This window comes from Roseibium sp. AS2, from assembly GCF_038900065.1.
In the GTDB taxonomy this organism is placed as follows: domain Bacteria; phylum Pseudomonadota; class Alphaproteobacteria; order Rhizobiales; family Stappiaceae; genus Roseibium.
The window spans coordinates 904285-930444 of record NZ_JBBMQN010000001.1; the positions used below are offsets into that span (position 1 = coordinate 904285).

The 26160-nt window shown below is 62.4% G+C and carries 26 protein-coding genes; 3 read left to right on the forward strand and 23 right to left on the reverse strand.

Annotated features, from left to right (window positions below):
* Positions 1 to 39: 39 nt before the first annotated feature.
* The 19 genes from WNZ15_RS04140 to dnaK form a co-directional block, all read right to left on the reverse strand.
* The gene (locus WNZ15_RS04140) at positions 40 to 444 is read right to left on the reverse strand and encodes a helix-turn-helix transcriptional regulator (protein ID WP_342891662.1); all 405 of its coding nucleotides are present in this window, start codon (positions 442 to 444) and stop codon (positions 40 to 42) included.
* Between the two features lie 187 nt (positions 445 to 631).
* Complete coding sequence (gene lnt, locus WNZ15_RS04145) at positions 632 to 2254, reverse strand: apolipoprotein N-acyltransferase (protein WP_342891663.1); 1623 nt, start codon at positions 2252 to 2254, stop codon at positions 632 to 634.
* A gap of 142 nt (positions 2255 to 2396) precedes the next feature.
* On the reverse strand, positions 2397 to 3605 hold the full coding sequence (locus WNZ15_RS04150) for a hemolysin family protein (RefSeq protein ID WP_342891664.1): 1209 nt from the start codon (positions 3603 to 3605) through the stop codon (positions 2397 to 2399).
* Positions 3606 to 3631: 26 nt separating this feature from the next.
* Positions 3632 to 4159, reverse strand: a complete 528-nt coding sequence (ybeY, locus tag WNZ15_RS04155; RefSeq protein ID WP_342891665.1) for an rRNA maturation RNase YbeY — start codon at positions 4157 to 4159, stop codon at positions 3632 to 3634.
* 15 nt (positions 4160 to 4174) lie between these two features.
* Positions 4175 to 5233 (reverse strand): PhoH family protein, encoded by a 1059-nt coding sequence (locus tag WNZ15_RS04160; RefSeq protein WP_342891666.1) that lies wholly within the window; start codon positions 5231 to 5233, stop codon positions 4175 to 4177.
* 88 nt (positions 5234 to 5321) lie between these two features.
* A complete protein-coding gene (gene miaB, locus WNZ15_RS04165) occupies positions 5322 to 6833 on the reverse strand; it encodes a tRNA (N6-isopentenyl adenosine(37)-C2)-methylthiotransferase MiaB (RefSeq protein ID WP_342891667.1) in 1512 nt (503 codons plus the stop codon).
* 118 nt (positions 6834 to 6951) lie between these two features.
* Positions 6952 to 7818: a lysophospholipid acyltransferase family protein gene (locus tag WNZ15_RS04170; protein WP_342891668.1), complete on the reverse strand. Its 867-nt coding sequence runs from the start codon at positions 7816 to 7818 to the stop codon at positions 6952 to 6954.
* The gene (locus tag WNZ15_RS04175; protein WP_342891669.1) at positions 7811 to 8260 is read right to left on the reverse strand and encodes a Fur family transcriptional regulator; all 450 of its coding nucleotides are present in this window, start codon (positions 8258 to 8260) and stop codon (positions 7811 to 7813) included. Before WNZ15_RS04175 ends, WNZ15_RS04170 begins: the two co-directional genes overlap by 8 nt.
* 98 nt (positions 8261 to 8358) lie before the next feature.
* Positions 8359 to 8847 (reverse strand): ribosomal protein S18-alanine N-acetyltransferase, encoded by a 489-nt coding sequence (gene rimI, locus WNZ15_RS04180; protein WP_342891670.1) that lies wholly within the window; start codon positions 8845 to 8847, stop codon positions 8359 to 8361.
* The gene (tsaB, locus tag WNZ15_RS04185; protein WP_342891671.1) at positions 8844 to 9521 is read right to left on the reverse strand and encodes a tRNA (adenosine(37)-N6)-threonylcarbamoyltransferase complex dimerization subunit type 1 TsaB; all 678 of its coding nucleotides are present in this window, start codon (positions 9519 to 9521) and stop codon (positions 8844 to 8846) included. Before tsaB ends, rimI begins: the two co-directional genes overlap by 4 nt.
* 198 nt (positions 9522 to 9719) lie before the next feature.
* A complete protein-coding gene (locus tag WNZ15_RS04190; protein WP_342891672.1) occupies positions 9720 to 10277 on the reverse strand; it encodes a NifU family protein in 558 nt (185 codons plus the stop codon).
* 178 nt (positions 10278 to 10455) lie between these two features.
* A complete protein-coding gene (locus WNZ15_RS04195) occupies positions 10456 to 10950 on the reverse strand; it encodes a universal stress protein (RefSeq protein WP_342891673.1) in 495 nt (164 codons plus the stop codon).
* Positions 10951 to 11041: 91 nt separating this feature from the next.
* On the reverse strand, positions 11042 to 12346 hold the full coding sequence (gene hslU / locus WNZ15_RS04200; RefSeq protein ID WP_342891674.1) for an ATP-dependent protease ATPase subunit HslU: 1305 nt from the start codon (positions 12344 to 12346) through the stop codon (positions 11042 to 11044).
* A gap of 3 nt (positions 12347 to 12349) precedes the next feature.
* The gene (locus WNZ15_RS04205; RefSeq protein WP_342891675.1) at positions 12350 to 12868 is read right to left on the reverse strand and encodes a GNAT family N-acetyltransferase; all 519 of its coding nucleotides are present in this window, start codon (positions 12866 to 12868) and stop codon (positions 12350 to 12352) included.
* A gap of 6 nt (positions 12869 to 12874) precedes the next feature.
* Positions 12875 to 13435, reverse strand: a complete 561-nt coding sequence (gene hslV, locus WNZ15_RS04210) for an ATP-dependent protease subunit HslV (RefSeq protein ID WP_342891676.1) — start codon at positions 13433 to 13435, stop codon at positions 12875 to 12877.
* 123 nt (positions 13436 to 13558) lie between these two features.
* Positions 13559 to 14137: an NAD(P)H-dependent oxidoreductase gene (locus tag WNZ15_RS04215; protein WP_342891677.1), complete on the reverse strand. Its 579-nt coding sequence runs from the start codon at positions 14135 to 14137 to the stop codon at positions 13559 to 13561.
* 254 nt (positions 14138 to 14391) lie between these two features.
* Positions 14392 to 15054 carry a phospholipid methyltransferase gene (locus WNZ15_RS04220; RefSeq protein ID WP_342891678.1) on the reverse strand — a complete coding sequence of 221 codons (663 nt, stop codon included), beginning with the start codon at positions 15052 to 15054 and terminating at the stop codon, positions 14392 to 14394.
* 115 nt (positions 15055 to 15169) lie between these two features.
* Positions 15170 to 16300 (reverse strand): molecular chaperone DnaJ, encoded by a 1131-nt coding sequence (gene dnaJ / locus WNZ15_RS04225; protein WP_342891679.1) that lies wholly within the window; start codon positions 16298 to 16300, stop codon positions 15170 to 15172.
* A gap of 162 nt (positions 16301 to 16462) precedes the next feature.
* Positions 16463 to 18388 carry a molecular chaperone DnaK gene (dnaK, locus tag WNZ15_RS04230; protein WP_342891680.1) on the reverse strand — a complete coding sequence of 642 codons (1926 nt, stop codon included), beginning with the start codon at positions 18386 to 18388 and terminating at the stop codon, positions 16463 to 16465.
* A 217-nt stretch (positions 18389 to 18605) separates the two neighbouring features.
* Here dnaK and WNZ15_RS04235 point away from each other — a divergent pair, with 217 nt between their 5' ends.
* Positions 18606 to 19229: an alpha-ketoglutarate-dependent dioxygenase AlkB gene (locus WNZ15_RS04235; RefSeq protein ID WP_342891681.1), complete on the forward strand. Its 624-nt coding sequence runs from the start codon at positions 18606 to 18608 to the stop codon at positions 19227 to 19229.
* Between the two features lie 213 nt (positions 19230 to 19442).
* Here WNZ15_RS04235 and WNZ15_RS04240 read toward each other — a convergent pair whose 3' ends face one another.
* From WNZ15_RS04240 to iolD, 4 genes are read right to left on the reverse strand one after another with little or no spacing between them, the layout of a single operon-like run.
* Complete coding sequence (locus WNZ15_RS04240) at positions 19443 to 20273, reverse strand: class II fructose-bisphosphate aldolase (RefSeq protein ID WP_342891682.1); 831 nt, start codon at positions 20271 to 20273, stop codon at positions 19443 to 19445.
* Entirely contained in the window at positions 20270 to 21112 is an 843-nt protein-coding gene (locus tag WNZ15_RS04245) for a 5-deoxy-glucuronate isomerase (protein WP_342891683.1), read from the reverse strand. The genes WNZ15_RS04240 and WNZ15_RS04245 overlap by 4 nt, the downstream gene beginning before the upstream one ends.
* A gap of 13 nt (positions 21113 to 21125) precedes the next feature.
* Positions 21126 to 22106, reverse strand: coding sequence for a 5-dehydro-2-deoxygluconokinase (iolC, locus tag WNZ15_RS04250; RefSeq protein ID WP_342891684.1), 981 nt, complete (start codon positions 22104 to 22106; stop codon positions 21126 to 21128).
* A complete protein-coding gene (iolD, locus tag WNZ15_RS04255) occupies positions 22106 to 23977 on the reverse strand; it encodes a 3D-(3,5/4)-trihydroxycyclohexane-1,2-dione acylhydrolase (decyclizing) (RefSeq protein ID WP_342891685.1) in 1872 nt (623 codons plus the stop codon). Before iolD ends, iolC begins: the two co-directional genes overlap by 1 nt.
* Positions 23978 to 24097: 120 nt before the next feature.
* Between iolD and WNZ15_RS04260 the strand changes: the two genes are divergently transcribed.
* Together WNZ15_RS04260 and WNZ15_RS04265 are read left to right on the forward strand one after the other, a co-directional pair.
* Positions 24098 to 25201, forward strand: coding sequence for a Gfo/Idh/MocA family oxidoreductase (locus WNZ15_RS04260; protein WP_342891686.1), 1104 nt, complete (start codon positions 24098 to 24100; stop codon positions 25199 to 25201).
* A gap of 21 nt (positions 25202 to 25222) precedes the next feature.
* Positions 25223 to 26113, forward strand: coding sequence for a TIM barrel protein (locus tag WNZ15_RS04265; protein ID WP_342891687.1), 891 nt, complete (start codon positions 25223 to 25225; stop codon positions 26111 to 26113).
* The last annotated feature ends 47 nt before the right edge of the window (positions 26114 to 26160 follow it).

Below are 26160 nucleotides of genomic sequence, written 5' to 3' on the forward strand. Positions count from 1 at the left end.
AGAAGTTCCTCGCCACGTCAAGCGCGAGAGGCAATTTTGTCATTCGTCGCCGGCCAGGGAGCGGACGAGATCGACAATACGCCGACGGACCTTCGGGTTCTCGATACGCACGAATGCCTTGTTGAGGGACAGCCCTTCCGAAGAGGAAAGAAAGTCGACCACATAGGACGTCGGCTGGGTTTCTCCAAAGCCTTCGGCCTCATCAGGCGTTCCCGGTGCGTCTTCGAAGAAGAAGGAAACCGGCACCTTGAGGACGGTGGCAATATGCTGCAGCCGGCTGGCGCCGATCCGGTTGGTGCCTTTTTCGTATTTCTGAATCTGCTGGAAGGTGATGCCCAGGGCCTCACCGAGCTTTTCCTGGCTCATGCCAAGCATCATGCGCCTGAGCCGCACCCGGCTGCCGACGTGGATGTCAATTGGATTAGGAGATTTCTTACTGGGCATTCGCGTCGCTCTTTCTTCTACGGCGGTGGAAGTCCGCTCGTTTTCGTTTTCACAAGCTCCCCTGAAATCCCCCACAGGCCTCAAGAGACCGAACTTGTCTGCAACCCACCACTGTTACATGGCAGAGCCTTCAATCGGCTATTTCACGGTTGTATCACAAGTTCTTCACTCAACTCAAACAAAAAAATCAATCTAAGCGCGAAACGCGGTTGTATCGACGGGCACTGGTAAATACAACAAGGATAATCGAAACAACAATCACGGGCACATCGCCCAATATCCGATAAAGGGTGCTGCTTAACCTCTGTGGAAGCCTTCCGTCGATGAGCCCCTTCTCGAATACGCCAAGCTCTTCGATCACCACGCCCCTGGGATCAACGATCGCGGATATGCCCGTATTTGCCGCCCGAACCATGGGCAGGCCGGTTTCAATGGCCCTGAGCCGGGCCTGGGCGAAGTGCTGGTAAGGACCAGGCGTGCGCCCGAACCAGGCATCGTTGGTCACGTTCAGGAGAAATGCCGGGGACTCGCCAGGACCGGACAGCCTGCCCGGGAAGATCGCCTCGTAACAGATCAAGGGTAGAAAACCGACCCCGCCGGAAGTGGTCAGCACACGCGGCTGGTAGCCTGCCTCGAAACCATCGAGAGGTCCCGCCAGATTGGTAATTCCAAGTGTCTCGAGCAGGGGCTTGAACGGCACATATTCGCCGAAGGGCACAAGGCGGACCTTGTCGTAGATGCCGCGGACCGCGCCGCCTCCGTCAATGACATAGACACTGTTGTAGTAATCCGGTCCCGGATCTCCGGCGCCGGCTTCGGCCCGAACGGCGCCGGTCACCAGTTCGGCGGAGCTGCCGAGCGCCTTGCCGATCCGGAGCAGGGCACCCGGCTCCCGCGTCAGCAGAAAGGGCACGGCCGATTCCGGCCAGACCACCAGTCGGGGCTGTCCGACACGCGCCTGTCCGGACAAGGGCGCCTCGGTCATGTCGAGAAACGTGCGAAAGATCTCGTCCCGCATGTCGGGACGCCACTTGTCCTTCTGGCCGATCGAAGGCTGAACGATGCGGATGTCCAGATCCGCCGCCGGTGGCGCAGGCTGCCAGAGGCGGATCGCGCCGTAGGCGGCAATGGCGCACACAACGCCGGCCGCGGCCAGAACGGCTCTCAAGCGGACGGCATACGGCCTGACGTCCGCCAGCAGCGCCGGCGCCGACGCAAGAGCGACGGTCAGGAAGGTCAGTCCGTACAGTCCGACAAGACTCGCGGTCTGCGACAGGACCTGGGACCCGGAAATGCCCATGCCGAAGGAATTCCAGGGAAACCCGGTCAACACGTGACCGCGCAGCCAGTCCGCCAGGGTCAGGCAGGCCGCAAGCAGCAGGATGCGGCGGAACTCGCCGGTCCACAACAGCGCCGCGAGCGCAACGCCCAGACCGGTGAAAAGCGCAAGCCCTGCCGGCATGGCGAGAACCGCGAAGGGCATCAGCCAGGCAAAACGCTCCGCCTCGACCAGAAAGGCCGCACCGATCCACCAGAGTCCGGACAGGAAATAGCCGAAGCCGAACAGCCATCCGAGGGCAAATCCCGTACGCAGCCTGTCGAACAGCTTGTCCGCGCCAGGCTCAAGCGCACCGTCCAGCAGCCAGACCAGACAGGGAAAGCTCAACAGCAAAACCGGGGAAAAGTCGTAGGGCGGCAACGCGAACGCGCCCAGGGCGCCGCACAGGAGACACAGCATCCTGCGCTGCCAGCCCCATGCCAGAAGAAAAAAGTTCGGCAGAATCGACAGTCGTTGCGACAGCCAGTGCATATAAATGTTTTCCCGCTTCCGGAGCCAGGTCACGAACGAATTGAATCGCTTGACCGTAAATACTCCAGGCCGGAAGATTTGTCGGCTCCAGCCAGTCGGGTCAAGGTCTAAGTTTTTTCGCTGTGTTTCAGAACGCCGGGCGTCAGCCGCCGCCACCGGACGCGGCCGCCTTGGCCGGCGACGCATCGGTGTCCTGCATGGCTTCGCTCTGGGAAGGGTCAGGTCGCTTGGACCGCCGCCGCAGGTCCTGCGGCCGGGCCTCTGTCCGCCGGCGGCGGATTTTCAGGCGCTTGATGCGTCTGGGATCGGCGTCCATCACCTCGAATTCAAATCCGGGCATCTCGTCGGGCACGAACAGCAACTCACCGCGAACCGGCACCCTGCCCACCGACACGTAGAGCAGGCCGCCAAGCGTATCGACGTCCTCGGAGATCTCGCCGTCGGTCAGCCGGGTTCCCAGCACCTCGTCCAGATCCTCGAGCGGAAGACGCGGGTCGGCGATCCAGATGCCCTCCCCGTCCGCTACCAGCATGGCTTCCTCGTCCTCGTCGTGCTCGTCCTCGATATCGCCGACGACTTCCTCGACAAGGTCCTCAAGCGAGACCAGCCCGTCGGTGCCGCCGTATTCGTCGATGACCAGGGCCATCTGTATCCGGTCGGCCTGCATTTTCGCCATCAGGTCGGTCGCGGGCATCGACGGGGGAACGAACAGGAGGTTTCTGACCAGATCCGTCTCCTTGAGCGTAACCGACAGGTCGACGCAGGACAGATCCAGCGCCGGCTGGTTGTGACCGTTGCGGGCCGATCCGCTGCCCGAAGACGACGAGCCGGCGGTAGTGGGGGCGTTGTTGTCCACAGCGGTTGTGGTCCGGCGCGCTGCAGCCTGCTCCGCAATGAAGGCCATCAGGTCCTTGATGTGGACCATTCCGCGCGGATCATCGAGCGTGTCCTCGTAAACGGGCATGCGCGAATGCCCGCTGTTCTGGAACAATTCCATGACCCGGCTGAGGCTGGTGTCCTGATCGACCGAGTCGATATCGGCGCGCGGAATCATGACATCATCCACCCGCAGTTCCCTGAGCCTCAGGATGTTGCCGAGCAGCATGCGCTCCTCGGGCGAGAACGCGGCATCGCCGCCTTCGCGGGCGAGTTCGTCCTCGAGATTCTCACGCAGGCTCGAGGACTGACGTCCCAAGCGCAACAGGCGTTTGAACTTGTCAAGAAAGGCCGCAGTCCGCTGCGGCTTCATCTGTTGCGGGTCTTCCCCGTCCGGGGACTGCCCGTCCTGAGAGTGCCCGGGAGAAGCGGTATTTTCACCACCTGCCGGACTTTGCGGTTCAACTGCGCTCATTATCCATCAATCAAGAACATCGTGCCTCATGATCCCGCCTGGGTGCCGTCCGCCACAAGGGGCCGGTCGGCATACGGATCGTCGATGCCTATAGCAGCCAATACGGCTTTCTCAAGGCTTTCCATGAGTTCTGCTTCATCATTTTCCTGATGATCATAGTCGAAAAGATGTAGCAAACCATGAACAATCAAATGGGAAAGGTGGTCGGTAAATTCAATTCCAAATTCATCCGCTTCGCGGGAAACCGTTTCATGGGCAAGGACGATGTCCCCCAGAAGCGGACCGTAGACATCGCCTTGCGGATCGCTTCCGGGAAATGACAGAACGTTCGTCGCGCTGTTTTTTTCGCGCCAGCGAGCATTCAGCTTGCGGATCGCCGCGTCATCGGTGAACAGCAGCGACAGCTCGCTGTTGTCCGCCACCTTCAGGTCCGCGACCGCAAGGGCCGCCGCAATGGCGCGTTCGGCCAGGCAGGCCAGACGGTCTTCCTCGTCCCAGGCCCCTGCCTCTATCGACAGGTCAAGCAGAAAGCCGTCCGGAAGGGTTTCAGGCATGGCGGACTGCCGAGCTCAAGAGACCACCCGCTCGCGGGAGCGCGGCTTCCCGCCCGCATCCGCATCGCGCTGACGTTCCGTGAACCGCCGCTCGCGGACCTCCGCCTCCTCGCGCGAGGCATTGTCATAGGCCGTCACGATCCGGCCGACCAGCTCATGCCGGACGACGTCGGTCTCCGTGAAGCGCACATGCGCCACTTCCCGAATGTCCGTCAGCAGACCGAGGGCCTCCCGCAATCCCGATTTCTGGCCAGGCGGCAGGTCGATCTGGCTCGGATCGCCGGTAACGATCATTTTCGAGCCGTCGCCCAGACGGGTCAGGAACATCTTCATCTGCATCGACGTGGTGTTCTGCGCCTCATCGAGCAGGACCACGGCGTTGGAGAGTGTCCGGCCGCGCATGAACGCCAGCGGCGCCACTTCGATCATGCCGGACTGCAGTCCGCGATCGACTTTTTCCGCAGGCATCATCTCGTAAAGGGCATCGTAGATCGGCCGCAGGTACGGGTCGACCTTGTCCTTCATCTCGCCGGGAAGAAAGCCGAGCCGCTCGCCCGCCTCCACGGCAGGCCGCGACAGGATCAGGCGCGCGACGTCGCCGCGCTCCAGAAGCGCCGCCGCATAGGCGACCGCGAGAAAGGTCTTGCCCGTGCCGGCCGGGCCGGTGCCGAAGATCAGGTCGGCCCGGTCCATGGAGCGGATATAGGCGTCCTGGGTCGGCGTGCGCGCGACGATGGTCTTGCGCCTCGTGGCGATCTGCGCGAAAGCCAGCCGGGATTTCGGTTCGAGCGTCGGCAACGGCAGCTGTGCCTCGGCGGCGGCTGCCATGCGCAGGGCCCCGTCGACATCGCCGGGATGAATCTCATGCCCCTGCAGGAGCCGCTGGTACATGGACTCCAGCGCGGTCCGGGCCTGGGCGCAGCCCGCCTGTGTGCCCTTGAGCGTGACCTGGTTGCCGCGGGCAATGGCATCGACCCCCAGCCGCTGCTCCAGCAGCGCCAGGTTCTGGTCGAACTGGCCGAACAGGTCCCCGATCAGCCGATTGTCTTCGAACGCAAGAACAATGTGGGTCATATCGGTGGCCGACGCGGCGGCAGGAGACTGATCCGAAGGCTTGCGGGAGGAAGATTGGCTGTCACGCGTCAAATGACGTCTCCTGTCATCAACCGGCCTGGGCCGCCGGAGCCGGGATGGCCCCGGAAATGTCCGTTTTATCTTGCCCGTCAATCAGGCGCCCGAACAGCGAATTAGATCCGATCTCCACGATTTCCACCGCTTGTATGCTGCCGATCAGATTTTCAGAAGCATCCAGTTGAACCGGTTGCAGCCAGGGCGACTTGCCGACGATCTGCCCCGGATTGCGGCCCTTCTTTTCAAACAGTACGTCGCAGGTCATGCCCAGCCGGGATGCATTGAAGGCCCGTTGCTGGTCGCTCACGAGTGCCTGCAGCTCGGCAAGGCGGGCGGATTTCACGTCTTCGGGCACCTGATCGTCCATGCCCGCTCCGGGTGTGCCCGGCCGCTGGCTGTATTTGAAGGAAAACGCCGAGCCGTATCCGACGCGGTGGATGAGGTCCATCGTGTCCCGGAAATCCTGGTCCGTCTCGCCCGGGAAACCGACAATGAAGTCTCCCGACAGGGCGACATCCGGGGCCGCTTCGCGGATCCGGTCGAGCAGGCGAAAATAGTCGTCCCGCGTATGGCGGCGGTTCATGGCCTTCAGGATCCGGTCCGAACCCGACTGCACCGGCAGATGCAGGTAGGGCATCAGGCTTTTCAGGTCCCGGTGCGCCGCGATCAGGTCGTCGTCCATGTCGCGCGGGTGGCTTGTGGTGTAGCGCAGCCGGTCGAGACCGTCGATTTCGGACAAGCGCCGCAACAGCAGACCCAGGCCCCAGGTCTCCCCGTCCGGACCCTCGCCGTGATAGGCGTTGACATTCTGGCCGAGCAGGGTGATCTCGCGCACGCCCGCTTCGGCCATACGCCGGGCTTCCTCCAGGATCTGGCTTGCCGGGCGGGACACTTCCGCGCCACGTGTGTAAGGCACCACGCAGAAGGTGCAGAACTTGTCGCAGCCTTCCTGCACGGTCAGAAACGCGGACGGGGCGCGCCTGAGCACCGGCTTGACGGCCTGGGCGGACAGGTGATCGAATTTCGCATCGATGTCGAATTCGGTTTCGACGACCTTGCTGCCCTGGCGCACCTTGTCGAGCAGAGCGGGAAGCTGGTGGTAGCTCTGCGGACCGACGACCAGATCGACAATGGGTGCGCGCCGGGATATCTCCGCGCCTTCCGCCTGCGCCACACAGCCGGCAACACCGACCATCATGTCCTTGCCGGATCTGGCACGCTCTTCCTTGACCTTGCGGATCCTGCCCAGCTCCGAATAGACCTTCTCCGCGGCCTTTTCGCGAATATGGCAGGTGTTCAGAATGACCAGATCGGCATCTTCCATGACGTCTGTCGCCTGATAGCCTTCCGGCGCCAGCACGTCGTTCATGCGCTCGCTGTCATAGACATTCATCTGGCAGCCATAGGTGCGCACGAACACCTTGCGCAAGTTGCCCTTGGCACCGGAAGAAAGGGTGTCACCAGATGGCTTGCCAGAAGAGCTCGGGCCGGCGGGCACGGCGGATGGGGTCTTTTCCTGGTCTTGTTCCGGGCGGCGTGTCATTCGCTCCTCATGGCCGTTCTCGATCGGCCGGCATGTCCTGGGTTTTATGGCGGAGGGCTGTCCCTGTCCGCAAGTCGCCGGTGCCGCAATCGCGCGTCAAGCGGGTGGCACCAGAATTTCAGGCGCCAGCTTTAGCGGTTTTTTCCGCGTTTGAGAAGAAGTCGAACGGATCGATATCGCCGGTTTCGTCGCTTTCTACGGGCATTTGCAACAAAGAGGCGATCGTCATGGCCCTGACATCGGCCTCCAGCCGCCGGGTCAGGGCCTTGCGGTCGGTGTCCGTATCGACCAGAACCGGCTCGCCCCAGCGCACCACGACATCGAGGGCGCCGCGGCAAAAGACACCCCACAGATGCCCGGCCAGCTCCATATCGCCATACCAGGCGACATACGGGCGGTGGGCCCGGCCCATCGGCACGCCGTAGTATCCCTGATAGGCAATGGACAGGGGCTGAACCCAGACCCTGGAGGACTGTTCGCTGCCGGCCGGCCTCGTGGCCGCACCCAGCAGCGCGGAGCGGAACGGCAGCACGCCGTTGCCGTCGTTCGAGGTGCCTTCGGCAAAGAGAACCATGGTGTCGCCCGCTGCCAGGCGTTCGGCGATCGCGTCGGCAACCTGCGCTGTATGCGCGCGGCGGCTCCGGTTGACGAAAACCGTCCGCTGCAGTTTCGCCAGCAGGCCGAAAACCGGCCACCCCGACACTTCGGACTTGGCGATGAACGACAGCGGCATCAGCGACCCGATCACGGAGATGTCGAGCCAGGACGTGTGGTTGGCGGCAATCAGGAGCGGCCGGTCTGCGGCCGGTTCACCGATCTGGCGAATCCGGATGCCGACCAGACGGGTCGCTGTCCGGTGCCAGATCCGGGGCAGGATCTGCCGGGCAGGCAACCGCAGCCTGATCGCGGCCCATTGCAGCGGGATCAGAACCAGCGAGACAAGAGTGAGGAGCAGAATGATGATCCCCGCCTTGATTTCAGCCATCGTCCGGGTCGTCCTTCGGCTGTTCCAGAGGAACGCCATACAGCTCCAGCCGGTGGTCGACCAGGCGGTAGCCGAGTTTTCTGGCGATGAACTCCTGCAATGCCTCGATGTCTTCATTGCGGAATTCGATGACCTCGCCGGAGCGCAGGTCGATCAGGTGATCGTGATGCTCGTCGGGCACGGTCTCGTAGCGGGAGCGACCGTCGCGGAAATCGTGCCGCTCGATCATGCCGGCGTCCTCGAACAGCTTCACGGTGCGGTAGACGGTCGAGATCGATATGCCCGGATCGATCGCGACGGCTCTGCGATAGAGTTCCTCGACATCCGGGTGGTCGTCGGACGCGTCCTCGATGACCGAGGCTATGACACGGCGCTGCTCGGTCATGCGCATGCCTTTTGCAATACACAAATCCGCCAGCGATGTGTGCCGCTCATCCACCATAGGGGTGCCGTCCGTGCTTGTTCAAAATCGTTGCGAATGCGCCGGGCGCATCAAGCGAAAAATCTGCGTCAACCGAACCAGATTTATCGCCCTACGCTCTAACGAAGATCGATCCGCATGACAAGCGCCGTGCCGTCGCCGGCACTGCTGCCGTAATACCCCTTGCGCTTGCCGACTTCCCTGAAACCGAGGCCGCGATACAGCAGAAGCGCGGATTCATTGGCTGCGTCGACTTCCAGGAACAGGTGCCGACACCGGTCCGCGTACAGGCGGAACAGACCCGCTTCCATCAGTTTCTTGCCGATGCCGCGCCCCCGCTGGCGCGGATGAACGGCGATCGTGATGACCTCCGCTTCGTCCGCCGCAGACCTGAGCACCAGAAATCCAAGCGGTGTGCGGGTGCCGTAGGGACTGGCCCGGCGCGCCACCAGAACGACGGTGGCCTCCTGCGCCTTCATGCGCGCGAATTCTTCGATGTTCCAGTTGTTCTTGAACGATGCGGTGTGGATCTCGGCAATTTTCGGCAGATCTTCGGCCAGCGCCTCTTCAATCACCGGCGGCTGGGTCCAGAACCACCAAAAGCTCATTGCCTTTCAATCCTTCCCTTGGTCTGGGGTGTGGCGTCGGGCGGGCGCAAATACAGCGGCGACGGGGAAGACCGGGCCGGATCGGCGGTAATCCCGAGTTCCGCGACATCCCGGATACAAGGGAACCCGCGGCGCGACAAGATCCTGTCGGCGGAAATCCCGCATTCCCCTGCCACTTTTTCCGCTGCCGAACCTGCCAATCTTATGCCCTCGGGCAGGTTGGCCGCAAGATCGGCGAAGGTGAGCACACCGGCCTGTCCGGCAGGGGCGCCGGATGCGTCGAACTGCTGGCAGTAGACTTCATCGCCCTTGCCGGTCAGGGCAACGAGCAGCGGCGCTCCCGCATCCCCGGGGGCGGCGGAACGCGCGATGGCGGCCAGCGTGGTGATGCCGACCACGGGCTTGCCGAGCACAAGGCCGAAACCGCGCGCGACCGCAAGGCCGACCCGCATGCCAGTGAAACTGCCCGGCCCTATGGTGACGGCAACCCGGTCGAGACTGGAAAATGGGGTCGACGTTTCGGCCATGACCTCGCCGATCATGTCCATCAGACGTTCCGCGTGGCCGCGCCCGATCTCTTCGGCACAGGCTTCGAAACACGCGCTCCCGGCGTCGTTGTCGATAACGGCGGCCGCACAATTGGCAAGGGCTGTGTCGATGGCTAGGAGGCGCATTTGGCTCTGCTCACATGTCCCAGATACCAAGGAACGTTGATTATGACCCATCTGCCAGTACCCCGGCGGCCTTCAGGAGTCGAGCCAAGCTTTGGACCTACGTCCATTGGCGGGCTTGCCTTCCACAAGGAATGGATGTCCAAAATAAAAAAGGCCCGGCTGCCGGCCGGACCCTTGAAATACCTGAGGAACGACCGGTCAGATCGGACGGACTTCCTCGACTTCCGGCACGAAATGGCGCAGCAGGTTCTGGATGCCGTGCTGCAGCGTCGCCGTCGAGGACGGGCACCCCGCGCAGGCCCCGCGCATGGACAGATAGACCACGCCTTCCTTGAAGCCCTTGAAGGTGATGTCACCGCCATCCTGGGCCACGGCCGGGCGGACCCGGGTCTCCAGAAGCTCCTTGATGGTGTCGACAGTTTCCTGGTCGTCCGTCTCGAAGAATTCGCCTTCCTCGATGTCTTCCGACTGGCCGGCCGACATGACCGGCAGGCCGGACATGAACTGCTCCATGATGACGCCGAGTATGGCCGGCTTCATGTGCTGCCAGTCGGTGTCGTCCTTGGTCACGGTGACGAAGTCGTGGCCGAAGAAGACGGCGGCGACGCCCGGGATCTCGAACAGTTTCTCGGCGAGCGGCGACACGCCGGCGTCCGTCCTGGACCGGAAATCGTAGGTGCCTTCCGGCAGGACCACCCGTCCGGGAAGAAATTTCAGCGTGGCCGGGTTCGGCGTTGCTTCCGTTTGAATGAACATTTCGTGTTGTCCTTGCGCTTGATTTCGCGCCCAAGTATGGCCGTGTCCTGCGCGCTCCCCCATCGCAAAACACCGATGAATGAATCTACCGCATCCGGCAACAGTTTGGAACAATTAAAAACTAGATAGGTGCAAAGACGCTTCGTTCAAGCACCTTCGGGCTGTCCCGGCCCGCGACCTATGCCAATGCGTCGATGGAATCGTCATCCAGGTTGCCGGGTACGATGGTGACGGGGATCGGAAAGGTTCCCGCCGACTTCCCGGCAATCGACGTGACCAGAGGCCCCGGCCCCTCCGCTCCGCTGCTGGCTGCCAGGATCAGAATGGCAATATCGGCATCGGACTCGATCAGATCGAGTATCTCCTCCGATTTGGACCCTTCCCGGACAACCGATTCCGGTTCGGTACGGGCCACGGCCCGGACGCGTTCAGCCGCCCGGGCAAGCGCGGCCTCGGCCTGTTCCTGGGCTTCGGCGCGCATGATGTCCTCGACACCCAGCCAGTGTTGAAAATCACCCGGCGCGATAACGAAGACAAGCGTGACCACGCCGCCCGTGCGCGCTGCGCGTTTGGCGGCATAGACGATCGCCCGGTCGCACTCCGGCGTTTCATCGACCACAACCAGAAACTTCCGGCGGTGGCCTTCCTCGTTGCTCTTGCGAATGGCTACCATGCGCGCATGCTGCCACCGGCGGGCGCGCACCGCAAGTTGCGAAATCGCCGCGCACGATGAGCTCCGCTGGGAGGCCCTTTGTCAGGTCCGGTCACAGAATGAACTTCGACAGGTCGACGTTCTTCGCCAGGTCGCCGATATTCTCGCGAACGAACTCGCCGCTGATCTCGACTTCCTCGCCCGGCCGGTCCGGCGCGGTAAACGAAATCTCGTCCAGAATACGCTCCATCACGGTCTGCAGCCGGCGGGCGCCGATATTTTCCACGGAGGCGTTCAGGTCGACCGCGACCGAGGCAATCTCCTCGATGGCGTCCTCGGTGAACCTGAGCGTGAGCTTCTCCGTTTCCAGCAGGGCGACATACTGCTTGATCAGGCTTGCTTCCGGTTCGGTCAGGATCGCGCGGAAATCCTCCTTGGTGAGGGCCCTCAGCTCGACACGGATCGGAAGCCGGCCCTGAAGCTCGGGCAACAGGTCGGAAGGCTTGGCGACATGGAACGCCCCCGAGGCGATGAACAGGATGTGGTCGGTCTTGACCGGGCCGTGTTTGGTGGAGACGACGGTGCCCTCGATCAGCGGCAACAGATCGCGCTGCACGCCTTCGCGGGAGACATCCGCGCCGGCCCGGCCTTCCCGGGCGCAGATCTTGTCGATTTCGTCCAGGAAGACGATGCCCGAGTTCTCGACCAGTGCGATGGCTTCCTCGACGACCTTGTCCTCGTCGAGCAGCTTGTCCGATTCTTCGTTGATCAGGAGCGCGTAGCTGTCGCTCACGGAGGTCCGCTTGGTCTTGGTCTGGCCGCCGAAGGCCTTGCCGAGCAGGTCGGAAACATTCATCACGCCGACGCTGGCGCCGGGCATGCCCGGCATGTCGAAACTGGGCATCTGGGCCTGGGCGCGCACCTCGACCTCGATTTCCTTGTCGTCCATTTCGCCGTTGCGCAGCTTTTCCCGGAAACTTTCCCGGGTCGCCGGGCTGGCGTTCTTGCCGACCAGCGCGTCCAGCACCCGTTCCTCGGCCAGCACATGGGCCTTGGCCTTGACGGATTCACGCTTCTTGTCGCGTATCAGCGTGATGCCTGTTTCCACCAGATCCCGGACGATCTGCTCGACATCGCGGCCGACATAGCCCACCTCGGTGAATTTCGTCGCTTCGACCTTGGTGAACGGGGCATTGGCAAGCTTGGCCAGACGGCGGGAAATTTCGGTCTTGCCGACGCCGGTCGGGCCGATCATCAGGATGTTCTTCGGCAGAACCTCCTCGCGCATCGGGCCTTCAAGCTGCTGGCGCCGCCAGCGGTTGCGCAGGGCGATCGCGACCGCGCGCTTGGCATCCTTCTGGCCAACGATGTAGCGGTCGAGTTCAGAAACGATCTCACGCGGAGAAAAATCGGACATTTTTTAAGACACGCCTTTCGTGTTTACGAGTTCCATAAGCAGGTTGTCGCCCGTGCGGCCCTTCAGCCCGGCTATCTCGCGAAAGCCGGCCTTGCGATAGGCCTTCACGGCGCGCTGGTTGGCGATATCCGGATCAATGACGATCCGTTCGTGGCCATCGCGGCGCAATTTGCCGACAAATGCCTGCAACACCTTTGTTCCGTACCCTCTGGACAGCTCCGCAGCGTCGGCAATCGCCAGATCGACACCGACCGCATCCATCGGCAGCAGAGCCAGCCAGGGATAGGCGGCCACGGTGTCGGAACCTTGCTGATCCTTCACATACCAGACCTGTATGTATCCTGCGTCGCGGCCGTCGATCTGAAAGATGAAGGGCTTCGTCGTATCACGCCCCTCTATCTTTTCACGAAGCTTCTCAAGTTCCTGTCCCGGTTCGCCCCACCATTCGCGCCAATGCGGGCGCGCCATCCAGACTGCCAGAAGCGGCAGGTCCTCGGAAAGGACGGGGCGAAAGGTCACCATGACCGTCTACTCGGCCGTATCCAGCGATTCAACGGTGACACTTTCATTGGTGTAGACGCAGATTTCCGCGGCAACCGCCATCGCCTTGCGGGCAATCGTCTCCGCGTCATAGTCCGTGTCGACCAGGGCGCGGCCGGCCGCCAGGGCATAATTGCCGCCCGAGCCGATCCCCATGACACCGCCTTCCGGCTCCAGAACGTCTCCGGTTCCGGTCAGCACAAGGGACACATTCTTGTCCGCCACCAGCATCATCGCTTCCAGGCGGCGCAGGTAGCGGTCCGTCCGCCAGTCCTTGGCCAATTCGACGCAGGCACGCATCAATTGACCGGGATACTGCTCCAGCTTGGCTTCCAGGCGTTCGAACAGCGTGAAGGCGTCGGCGGTGGCCCCGGCAAAGCCGGCGATCACCTCGCCCTTGGCCAGAAGCCGGACCTTGCGGGCGGAATGCTTGATCACGGTCTGGCCGAGGGACACCTGGCCATCACCTGCAATCACGACCTTGCCGCCCTTGCGCACCATCATGATCGTCGTACCGTGCCACTGGGCCGGTTCGCGCGTTTGGCTCATTCAAACCTCTTTGGTCTATCCTGTCTGCCGCCCTATGTAGGCGCCAATCAAGGCATTTCCAAGCGGTCATTGGACCGCGTTTCCCCCACCCCGGTGCCGCCCGCGCCGGTGTGCCGGCAGCGATCAGCGGGACATCCCGGTCCGGGTTGCCCCGAGCAGGGCATCAACGAGCCCGTCCAGCTGACCGGCCACCCGCTCATCCACCAGGTCGCCCTTGTCGTCGAAGGCACCGGCCGCCTTCGACACCGAGATCATCTGAGGCAGGACCATCACGCCCAGCCCGACTTCCAAAATGGTGCGCATGCCGATGAGCCCGCGCATGCCGCCGAAGCCTCCGGGGGAAGCGGCACCCAGCGCAAATATCTTGTTCCGGAAGGCGTCCCCCGGCTCCTTGACACGGCTGATCCAGTCGAGCGTGTTCTTCAGGAGCGGTGTGACCCCGGCATTGTATTCCGGGCAGGACAGGAAAGCGCCATCCTGGCCCTGGAACAGCCGATGCAGCTTTTTCGCGTTTTCCGGCACACCCTGGCTTTCCTCAAGATCACCGTCATAGACAGGCAACGGATAGTCCTTGAGGGACAGTACCGTTACCTCGGCATCCAGGATCGCCAGCTTCTTGGCGGCAAGCGCCGCGAGACTGCGATTGAAAGAACCCGACCGGACCGAGCCGGAACAGACTAGAATTTTCGGACTGCGTATCACTTTGACCCCTCGCTTTTCCGATTGCCCTGAACGAGGCCATCCCCGGCAACGCGCCTGCCCAAGTGCCGAAGATCACCGACCCGCCTCAGGATTTCAATGCGCGCCAACAACTTTTTCAGAAAGCTTGCCAGGGTCCGGGATCGGGCTGCCGAGGCATGGCGACCGAAAGCCGGCTCGCGCCGCGTTCCCATCCCTGATCGAGCGCAGACCCCAGTGTCCTTTCCGGGAGATCCCGGTGCCCCTTCCGGTGGACCCTAGTGTCCCTTCCGGTAGACCCATACCCTGGCCGGAGGCAGGTTCTTCCAGACCCATTCGGACCCATGGACGGAGATCGCCCGGCTGTCCGGCCGGACCGGCGCGACAAGGCCGTAGGAAAACTGAATGAACGGTGCGCCCGGCCTCAGAAGCTCAAGGGCCTCGGCGAGCAGCGCCCTTCGGACCGGTTCCGGGCGGGTCAGGAGCGGCAGCGAAGACACGATGCCGTCCAGCGCATCCGGCCCTTCCGGACCGGCCTCGACCAGCCCGCTGGCGGGACCCAACGTCTCGCGAAGCGCATAGGCGTCGCCCTGCATCACGGTCAGCCCGGGAAATCTCGATGCCAGAAGCGCGCAGAATTCCGGGCAGTATTCGATCAGGGAGAGTTGAGGATGGGCAAACCCGCGATCCAGGATCGCCTTGGTCACAACACCGGTACCAGGCCCGAGTTCGACCACACGTGCGTGCGGGCGTGGTGTCAGGAAGGACGCCATCTTCGCCGCAAGATCCGGACCGGAGGGCGTTACCGCACCGGTTCGAAGCGGATTCTGTGCCCAGGACCGGATGAATTTGACTTCATCAAGCACTTTTGCCCTGACCAAATTTGCTTTCTCAAGCTTTCCCCGCAGCGACTCCCGCCGGCTCGAATTGCGTTTCAGCATTTTCCCTCACTCACTCCAACGGTGGGAATATAGGAATGATTGCAAGGAGATGCCATGGGGAAGCGCACGGATTGCGCGCTTTTACCCCGTCAACATGCGCCAGATCGGCTTCGGGCTAAGCGCCGAGATTGTCGATGAAATCCTTGACCTTGGAGAAGAACCCCGCCGATTCGGGATGGTTCTCGCCGGAAGACTCCGACTCGAATTCGGCAAGAAGCTCCCGCTGGCGGCGGGTCAGGTTGGTCGGTGTCTCGACGGTCACCTGAATATACATGTCGCCGTGCTGACTGGAACGCATGATCGGCATGCCCTTGCCGCGCAGGCGGAACTGCTTGCCGGTCTGGGTGCCTTCGGGCACCTTGACCCGGCTTGTGGACCCTTCCACCGTCGGCACGTCGAATTGTCCGCCGAGCGTGGCCGTGGTCATGGATATCGGCACCCGGCAGTAAAGATCCGCGCCGTCCCGCTGGAACAGCTCATGCGGCCTGATCGACAGGAAGATATACAGATCGCCGGCCGGCCCGCCCCTGACACCGGCTTCGCCTTCACCGGCGAGACGAATGCGGGTGCCGTCCTCAATGCCTGCCGGGATGTTGACCGACAGGGTGCGTTCCTGTGTCATGCGCCCGGCACCGCCGCAGCTTTCGCAAGGGTCGGTGATGACCTGCCCCCGCCCCTGACAGCTCGGACAGGTGCGCTCGAGGGTGAAGAAGCCCTGCGCCGCGCGGACGCGGCCCGCGCCACCGCACGTCCGGCACGTGCTCGGGCTGGTTCCCGGCTTCGCGCCCGTTCCGGTGCATTCCTCGCAGACGATGCTGGTCGGAACCTCGATTTCCACGGCCTTGCCGGAGAAAGCGTCCTCCAGCGTTATGTCAAGATTGTAGCGCAGGTCGGCGCCGCGTTCGCGGCCGCCTGACCGGCGTCCGCCGCCCATGCCGAAAAATTCCTCGAATATGTCGGACATGGTGGAGGAGAAGTCCTGGCCGCCCGCGCCGCCACCGCCGCCGCCGAAGCCGCCATTTTCAAAAGCGGCGTGGCCGAAGCGGTCGTAAGCCGCGCGCTTCTGGCCGTCCTTCAGCGTGTCATAGGCTTCATTGACTTCCTTGAAGACGGATTCGGCATCCGCATCACCGGGATTGCGGTCCGGGTGATATTGCATGGCCATCTTGCGGTAGGCGCTTTTCAGAACCTTTTCGTCCGCTTCGCGCGAAACACCCAGAATCTCGTAGAAATCACGTTTCGACATCAAGATCTCTCGGTCTTGTTGTTGCACCGCTGGCCGCCAGCAAACTCAGGCGCCAATTACGGCGAAGGCGCCGGGCACAAGCGCCCTTTTCATCAGGCAGTCACGCATCCGGCGCCGGTAATGAAACAGCCAGCCGAGGACCGGCTGGCTGTCGACTTTCAGTTAGGCGGACTTCTTGTCGTCTTCGTCCTTGACTTCCTCGAAGTCGGCATCGACGACACTGTCGTCCGTCTTCGCCTCGGCTTCGGATTCGTCTTCTCCACCTTCGGCTTCCGCATCGGCCTGGGCGGCCTGATACATGGCCTCGCCAAGCTTCATGGACGCTTCCGCCAACGTCTGGGTCTTGGCCTTGATGCCCTCAAGGTCCTCGCCCTCAAGAGAGGTCTTGAGATCGGCCAGAGCGGTTTCGATCGCGGACTTGTCTTCTTCCGATACCTTGTCGCCGTAGTCGCTCAGGGACTTCTCGGTGGAATGCACCAGGGATTCGCCCTGGTTCCTGGATTCCACCAGTTCCTTGCGCTTCTTGTCCTCGTCGGCGTGAGACTCCGCATCCTTGATCATCTGATCGATGTCTGTGTCGCTCAAACCGCCGGAGGCCTGGATCCGGATCTGCTGTTCCTTGCCCGTGCCCTTGTCCTTGGCGGACACGTTGACGATGCCGTTGGCGTCGATGTCGAAGGTGACCTCGATCTGCGGAACACCGCGCGGCGCGGGCGGAAGGCCGACCAGGTCGAACTGGCCGAGGACCTTGTTGTCCGCCGCCATTTCACGCTCGCCCTGGAAGACACGGATGGTCACGGCCGTCTGATTGTCTTCAGCGGTCGAGAACACCTGCCCCTTCTTGGTCGGGATCGTCGTGTTGCGGTCGATCAGGCGGGTGAAGACCCCGCCGAGGGTTTCGATGCCGAGCGACAACGGGGTCACGTCGAGCAGGAGAACGTCCTTGACGTCGCCCTGCAGAACACCGGCCTGGATCGCCGCGCCCATGGCGACGACTTCGTCCGGGTTGACACCCTTGTGCGATTCCTTGCCGAAGAAGGTGTTCACGGTTTCCTGGATCTTCGGCATGCGGGTCATGCCGCCGACCAGAACCACTTCGTCGATTTCACCGGGAGAAAGACCGGCATCCTTCAAGGCGGCCTTCATCGGCGCGATCGTGCGCTTGACCAGATCGTCGACGAGCGATTCGAATTTCGCGCGTGTCAGCTTCAGGGTCATGTGCTTGGGACCGGACGCATCCGCCGTGATGAACGGCAGGTTGATTTCGGTCTGCGAGGAGGACGACAGTTCGATCTTGGCCTTCTCGGCAGCTTCCTTCAGACGCTGCAGAGCCAGCTTGTCCTTGGTCAGGTCAATGCCCTGATCCTTCTTGAACTCAGCCGCCAGATAATCGACCAGCACCATGTCGAAGTCTTCACCGCCGAGGAATGTATCGCCGTTGGTCGACTTCACTTCGAAGACGCCGTCGCCGATTTCCAGCACGGACACGTCGAAGGTGCCGCCGCCAAGATCGTAGACCGCGATCGTCTTGCCGTCGTTCTTGTCGAGGCCATAGGCCAGCGCCGCAGCCGTCGGCTCGTTGATGATGCGCAGAACTTCAAGACCCGCAATCTTGCCGGCATCCTTGGTTGCCTGGCGCTGCGCGTCGTTGAAGTAGGCGGGAACGGTGATCACCGCCTGGGTAACGCTCTCGCCCAGGAAGCTCTCCGCGGTTTCCTTCATCTTCTGAAGGATGAACGCGGACACCTGCGACGGAGAATACTTGTCGTCGTTGGCCTGCACCCACGCATCGCCGTTGTCAGCCTTGACGATCTCGTAAGGAACAAGCTTCTTGTCCTTCGCGACGGTCGGGTCTTCATAGCGGCGGCCGATCAGGCGCTTGACCGCGAAAAGCGTGTTTGTGGGGTTGGTGACCGCCTGGCGTTTCGCCGGCTGACCGACGAGGCGCTCGCCGTCATCGGAGAATGCCACCATCGACGGGGTGGTACGGGCACCTTCGGCGTTTTCAATAACCTTGGGTTCCTTGCCGTCCATGACGGCGACGCACGAGTTCGTCGTGCCGAGGTCGATACCAATGACCTTTGCCATATCTGCCTCTCTTTCTAGCAAACCGGAAAGACCCATGAAGGCGTCTGTCCGGCTCCTCTTCACTTGGGTTCCGGGATGGACCCGGACATCGCGCCTGGGTTCAGAACCCGTACTCTAACGCGAAGCTTGAACGCTATATAGGTGGATGAAACTTTGCCTGCAAGACATCTGTTCACCGGCAATTTCCACTCGGTGCCCGATTTGCTAAAAGACAGTCATGCAGGATCACGCGATAACCGGCCCAGGCGGCCTGTCCTATCTGCCCGGCCATTTCGACCGGGCGGCGCAGGAAGAACTTGTGGAGAGCGTCCGGTCCATCGTTGCCGACGCGCCTCTGTTCCAGCCCGCGATGCCGCGCACGGGCAAGCCGTTCTCCGTGAAGATGAGCAATTGCGGCCCGCTCGGCTGGGTCGCCGACATCGATGGCTACCGGTATCAGCCCTTTCACCCGCGCACCGGCCGCCCCTGGCCGCCCATGCCCGCGATTCTGACGGATCTGTGGGCGGGGCTTGCCCCCGGCGTGCCGGCGCCGGAAGCCTGCCTCGTCAATTTTTATGAGGCGCGCGCGCGCATGGGGCTGCATCAGGACAGCGACGAACAGATGTTCGACGCACCGGTGATCTCCGTGTCCCTGGGCGACACTGCGACATTTCGCATCGGCGGCCTGACCCGCAAGGATCCGACAACATCCTTTCGCCTGCAATCGGGCGACGTGGTCGTGCTGGGCGGCGCGGCGCGGCTTGCCTTTCACGGCATCGACAGGGTGCTCTCCGGCACCTCGACACTGCTGAAAAACGGCGGCCGCATCAATCTGACCCTGAGGCGGGTCACGGCAGCTTAAGCGCCCCTGGTCCCGCCAATACAAATCACGGCGTGCCCTTCCGGCGACCGCCCCCTGGACTTGCAGACACCTTCCCGCCTGAATTTGAGGCGGGGAAGTCATCTAGGGCACCGACGGTTTCAGCGACGATTTCAAGGTGGCGGGCCGCGCGGCCGCGAGCATTGTTCAGCCGCTCGATCGACAAGGCCTCTACCTGTCAGTCGCCGGCTGGTATCAATTGGCCTTGAATGCGCTCAGAACCCGCCGCGTGGCGGCGACCATCGGGTCGTGCGTGTCCTTCAGGATTGAATTACGGTCGAAGCGGGACGGGTCGCTGTTGACAGCCTCGCGCAGTGCATGACCGAACGCCATGCGCAATTCGGTGCCGATATTGAATTTGCAGATGGCCGACCCCCGGGCCAGCACCGTGCGTTGTTCCACCGGCACGCCCGAGCCTCCGTGAATGACCAGCGGTACGGTGGTTACGGCTTCGATCGCGCGGATGCGGGCCTCGTCGAGCCCGCCTTGCTTGTCCTGCTGCAGGTGCACGTTGCCGACCGAGATCGCCATCGCGTCGACCGCGGTTTCCCGGGCAAACTTTGCGGCCTCCTCGGGATCGGTTCCGGCAGACGCTTCGCCGCCGGAATAGCCGACAAAGCCGATCTCACCTTCGCAGGAAATGCCGGCGGCATGCGCCATTTCGGCGATGGCGGCGGTTTCGTCGATATTCTTTTGCAGGGGATGACGTGAGCCGTCGAACATGAGCGACGTGAACCCGGCGTCCAGCGCCTGTCTGCATTCGTCCAATGTGTACCCGTGGTCCAGATGGGCCACGACCGGGACGGAAGCGTTCCCGGCCAGATGCCGGAACATCTTGCCCAGCACAGGCAATGGGGTGTGTTCACGGCACCCCGGTCCGGCCTGCAGAATGACCGGTACGTTCTCGGCCTCGGCCGCGGCCACATAGGCGCGCATGTCCTCCCAGCCCAACGTGACAAGTCCGGCCACGGCAAAGTGGCCTTTCAGGGCGGGCTGAAGCACATCCGACAGGGTGACAAGGGTCATTTGAACTTTGCGATCATGTCCTTGATACCCGGGATGGTTTCCAGCTGCGCGGCATGAGTCGGCTGGAAATACTGCACAAGGGAGCGCTGGCTCAGGCCGCCGAGGATGGTGAAATAATACATCTCGTATCCGGGCAGAACCGCGCAGGGGTGATAGCCCTTGTCGAGGCAGATCGTCGAGCCGTCCATGATGTGATAGGCGTCGCCGGGCTTGTTGTCCTCGCGCTGGAGCATCTGCACGCCGGAGCCGTAGTTGGGCCTGAACCTGAAGTTGTAGGTTTCGTCATGACGGGTCTCGACGGGGAGGCGGTCGGTGTCGTGTTTGTGGCTGGGGAACCCGGACCATCCGCCCTGACCGACGGTGAACAACTCGCTGACCAGCAGCCGCCCGACCTTGTCGTGATGGTTTGCCCCGAGGATGTGCTTGATCTTGCGGTGGGTCTTGGTGTCATCGGAACCGTATTGCACACGGTCGATGCCGTCGCCGCGTACATCGAACGGCTCCAGAACCTTGTCGTATTTCGCGCCCGCAATGAACGTTTCGGTTTCATCGGAGGTGCAGACGATTGTCACTCTGGCGCCGACCGGCACATAGACGCCCTCGGGCTCGCCGTCCCAGACATCAACCGTGCGGTTGCCGAGAGCTTTAAAGCGAACGCCTTCGATCTCGACATCCACGGTGCCCGTCGCCGGCACGATGCAGGTCTCATAGCCGGGGACGCAATATTCGAACGCATCCCCCTTCCTCAGCTTGACGATGTTGAAATAGTTCAGAGGGACCAGGGGGTTGTCGACGTCGACAATCGGCTTGTTGTGGTTGTCATGGGGCGCGATATGCATGTCTTCTTCCCTTTTAGGGTGTTGTGGGGCCGGGGTGCGAGGACAGGAAACCCTCAAGCTCGGCGGGTGTGGGCATGGCTGGTGCGCAGCCGACGCGGCTGACGACGATCGAGGCGCAGGCAGAGCCGCGCAGAACAGCATCGCGCAAGTCACGTCCGTCGGCGAGGCCTGCGATGAACCCACCCATGAAACTGTCGCCTGCGCCGGTGGGTTTCAGGGCCGTCACAGGGTAAATGCCGGTGCGGAATTCCCCTTCGGGGGTCAGCGTGATCGCGCCTTCCTCGCCCATCTTGTAGACAACGATCCGGGCGGTGGCGGCAACCAGTTCGCGGGCCTTGTCCAGGCCTTTGTCATAGTCCCCCGCCATGAACCCGAACTCGACATCGTTGCCGACAATGATGTCGCACATTGCGGCGGCGCGGGAATAGACGTCCGCGGCAACCTCTGCGGAAGGCCAGGAGTAAGGCCGGTAATCCACATCGAAGATCAACGGAAGGCCGGCCGCGCGGGCTGCCTCGAAGGCATGGAAGGTGGCGCTGCGCGACGGTTCGGCGGCAAACACCGTGCCGGTGGTGATCAGCGCCGAATAGCTGTCGTAGTCTACCGCCGCCACATCGTCGACGGTCATTTCGAAATCGGCGGCCCCGTTGCGATAAATCACCGACTGGTGGTCCTCGACCCGGCTTTCCACCACGGCAAGGGAGTTCCGCGCCTCGCCGCCGACCGATCTCACATGGGTTCGCTCGATGCCGTAGCGATCGAGCTGCTTGAGCGCAAAACGCCCGATCGCGTCGTCCGACACCGTGGTGACCAACGCAGCCTGACCGCCATGCCGGGTGATGGCCGCAGCGATGTTGGCAGACGATCCTCCGAGGCAGGTAAAGAAGTGTGTTGCGTCCTCGGTTCTGGTGCCGGGCGGATCGGCGTAAAGGTCCATCCCGGCGCGCCCGAGAATGACAAAGCTGTTGCTCTTGATGCGCTCCAGATCGGCCATCAGACGCCCTGCCTTTGCCTGGGACGGGCGGATTCCCAGTCTTCATGGGCTGCCCGGACTTTCGGATCGTCGGAGACCTGCTGGGTCCCGCATTCCCACCAGGTATGCCCTTCCTTGGTCCAGCCTTCATAGGCGTCCACTTTCATGCAGATGACAGTGGTTTTCTCCGCCGCCTTGGCGCGCTTGAAGGCCTCGCCCAGTTCTGCCGGATTTGCCACGGTTTCGGCAATTGCCCCTTGCGCGCGCGCATGAGCTTCGAAATCCACGCCGAACGGCTCGGGGATGGTCGGGCAATCGGCAATCAGATTGTTGAAACTTTCATTGCCGGAGTTGTTCTGCAGCTTGTTGATCACCGCAAAACCGCCGTTGTCGAGCACCAGAATGATGAGTTTCTTCTGGCTGAGCACGGAGGAATAAACGTCCGAATTCAGCATCATGTATGAGCCGTCACCGATGAAAACGATGGTGTCCTGACCGGGCTCGCGCTGGGCCTGGGCGATCCGGGCGCCCCAGGCGCCGGCAATCTCGTATCCCATGCAGGAGAACCCGAATTCCACATCCACCGTGCCCGGTGCAAGCGTGCGCCAGTTGGCGGTGACCTCTGCCGGCAGCCCGCCGGCGGCGGCGACCACACGATCGCGCGGATCGCACAGTTCGTTCACCACACCGATTGCCATCGCATAGGAATTGGGCCTGTTTCCCGGCGCAACGTTTTGCGCCACATAGGCATCCCAGTCAGCACGATGGCCCCTGGCTTCAGCGGTCCATGCTTCCGGCGCCGAATATCCCCCGGCACGCGCCGCAAGAGCCTCAAGCGACAGTTTGGCATCGCCGACAACCGGCAGGGACATGTGCTTGACCGCGTCATGGCGCGCCGAGTTGATCGAGATAAAGCGCGCCTCCCGGGAAAAGGCGGTCCAAGACCCGGTGGTGAAGTCCTGCAAGCGCGTGCCCACGGCGAGGATCACATCGGCTTGCTCCGCGATGGCGTTGGCGGAATTCGAGCCGGTCACCCCGATGGGACCGATGTTGAGCGGATGGGTCGCCAGCATGTTCGCGCGGCCCGCGATGGTTTCGACAACAGGTATCCGGTGCGCCTCGGCAAAGCTGGTCAGCTCTTCCACAGCTCGGGAATACTGCACGCCGCCACCGGCGATGATCATCGGCCTGCGCGCGGTTTTCAGCAACGCCACCGCATCGGCGATTTCCGCCATGTCGGGGGCCTGGCGACGAATGCGATGCACCTTCTTCTCGAACCAGATGGCAGGATAGTCATATGCCCAGCCCTGAACGTCCTGCGGCAGTCCGATGAAGGCAGGTCCGCAATCCGCGGGGTCCAGCAGAGTTGCGAGGGCATTCGGAAGCGAGGACAGGATCTGCGCCGGATGACTGATCCGGTCCCAATAGCGCACCACCGGCTTGAAGGCGTCGTTCACCCCGAAGGTCGGGTCTCCGAAGTTCTCCATCTGTTGCAGCACCGGGTCAGGCAGCCGGGTGGCATAGGTATCGCCGCACAAAAGCAGCATCGGCAGCCGGTTTGCATGGGCCAGCGCCGCGCTGGTCAACAGGTTCGACGTGCCCGGACCTGCACTCGCGGTGCAGAACATGAACCGCTGGCGCAGCCATTGCTTCGCATAGCCCGCTGCGGCAAATCCCATGCTCTGCTCGTTTTGACCGCGATAGAGAGGCAGTTCCTCGCGGACCGAATTCAGCGCCTCCCCCAGACAGGTCACGTTGCCATGACCGAAAATGCCGAAGCCGCCACCGCAGACGCGCAGTTCCTCTCCATCGATCTCGATGTACTGATTGGACAGCCAGCGAATGATGGCCTGCGAGGTCGTCAGGCGGAGTTTTTCACTTACCTTGCTCATCTTGGCAGGCCCTCCTGGGAATTTCCGGTCACGGACCGATTGCAACTTGCGTGGTTTCTAATCTCAAGATACAAAGTTTGCAACCGGTTGCAAACTATATTTCCGCGGGAGGCTAGGGGAATGAAAGACATCGGCATCGGAATCATCGGTGGTGGCTATATGGGCAAGGCTCACGCCGTTGCCATGGCCAGCGTTGCTGCCGTGTTCAACACCGCGCTCCGCCCCCGGCTGGAAATGATCTGCGCCACCAGCATGGAAAGCGCCGAGCGATACAGGCGTGCCTACGGCTTCGCCCGGTGCACGGATTCCTGGCTCGACCTCGTCCGGGATCCGGGTGTCGAAGCCGTGATCATCGCGTCGCCGCAAGACACGCATCGCGCTGTCGCCGAAGCCGCATTCGCCCTCGGCAAGCCGGTGTTCTGTGAAAAGCCGCTTGGCGCCTCGCTGGACGACAGCCGCGCGATGGTGGCTGCGGCGACGGCAAGCGGCGCCATCAACATGGTGGGTTTCAATTATATCCGCACCCCCGCCAGTCACTTCGCGCGCCAACTTGTGGCAGACGGCGAAATCGGCGACGTCACATGGTTTCGCGGCGAGCACACCGAAGATTTTCTGGCCGACCCGCGGACCCCCGCAACCTGGCGCACGACGGGCATGTCAAACGGCACCATGGGGGACCTGGCGCCGCACATGATCAATGGCGCGCTGGCCCTGATCGGCCCGATCACCCGCCTGATCGCCGAGGTCGAAACCGTGCATGCTGAACGGCCCGGCGGCAGCGTCACCAACGACGATCACGCCCAGATGATGTGCCGCTTCGAAAACGGCGCCATGGGGCAGATGTATTTCAGCCGGATCTCGAGCGGACGCAAGATGGGCTATGCCTACGAGATCTCCGGCACAAAGGGGGCGATCCGCTTCGACCAGGAAGATCAGAACGCCCTGTGGCTGTATCGTATGGAAGGCCCCGATTCGACGCGCGGGTTCACCAAGATCCTGACCGGCCCCGCGCATCCGGATTACGAACCCTTCTGTCAGGGGCCGGGCCACGGCACCGGCTACCAGGACCAGATCATCATCGAGGCCAAGGATTTCCTGACGGGCATCGACACCGGCAAGCCGGTCTGGCCGACCTTTCGCGACGGGATGGAGGTCAACCGCATCGTTGCCACCGCCCTCGCATCTTCCGAATCGAAAACCTGGCAGGACGTGGCGGCGTTCTGAGTATCTGAAAGGCTACGCAAAATGACTATTCGCATTGGCAATGCCCCGTGTTCGTGGGGCATCGAATTCCCAAGCGATCCTTCCTACCCCGCATGGCAGTCGGTCCTCGACCAGTGCGCAGGCGCGGGATACAAGGGGATCGAACTCGGCCCCATCGGCTACATGCCCGAGGATCCCGCCATTCTTGCGCCCGCGCTGGCGGAACGCGATCTGGAAATCATCGGCGGCGTCGTGTTCCGCCCCTTCCATGATCCCGCGAAATGGGACGAAGTCCTGGACGCAAGTCGGCGGACCTGCAAGGCGCTGGTGGCGCATGGGGCAAAACATCTGGTGCTGATCGACAGCATCTCGCCCCGCCGCGCCCCGACGGCCGGCCGTGCGGATGAGGCCGAACAGATGGGCGCGGCGGAATGGACCGCGTTCCGCGAGCGTATCGCAACGATTGCCAGGATGGGCACCGAGGAGTTCGGCCTGACCGTCGGCATTCACGCCCATGCCGCCGGCTTCATGGACTTCGAGCCGGAGCTTGAGCGTCTGCTGGACGAGGTCGACGAAACCATCCTGAAGATCTGTTTCGACACCGGCCATCACAGCTATGCCGGGTTTGACCCGGTGGCTTTCATGGATCGTCACATGGATCGCATTTCCTACATGCACTTCAAGGACATAAATCCTGCAGTCAAAGCCGACGTGGTCGCCAGGCGCACCGATTTCTACAAGGCCTGCGGCCAAGGCATCTTCTGTAACCTCGGTCAGGGTGACGTGGATTTTCCAGCCGTCCGTCAACGTCTTCTGGATGCCGGTTTCGAAGGCTGGTGCACGGTCGAACAGGACTGCGATCCCTCCATGCCGGGCACCCCGCTTGAAGACGCACGGGCCAACCGCGAATACCTTCAATCCATCGGATTCTGACCGCCGGCCGTGATCCGGTTGGCGAGTGTCGAACATAGAAATGCCAG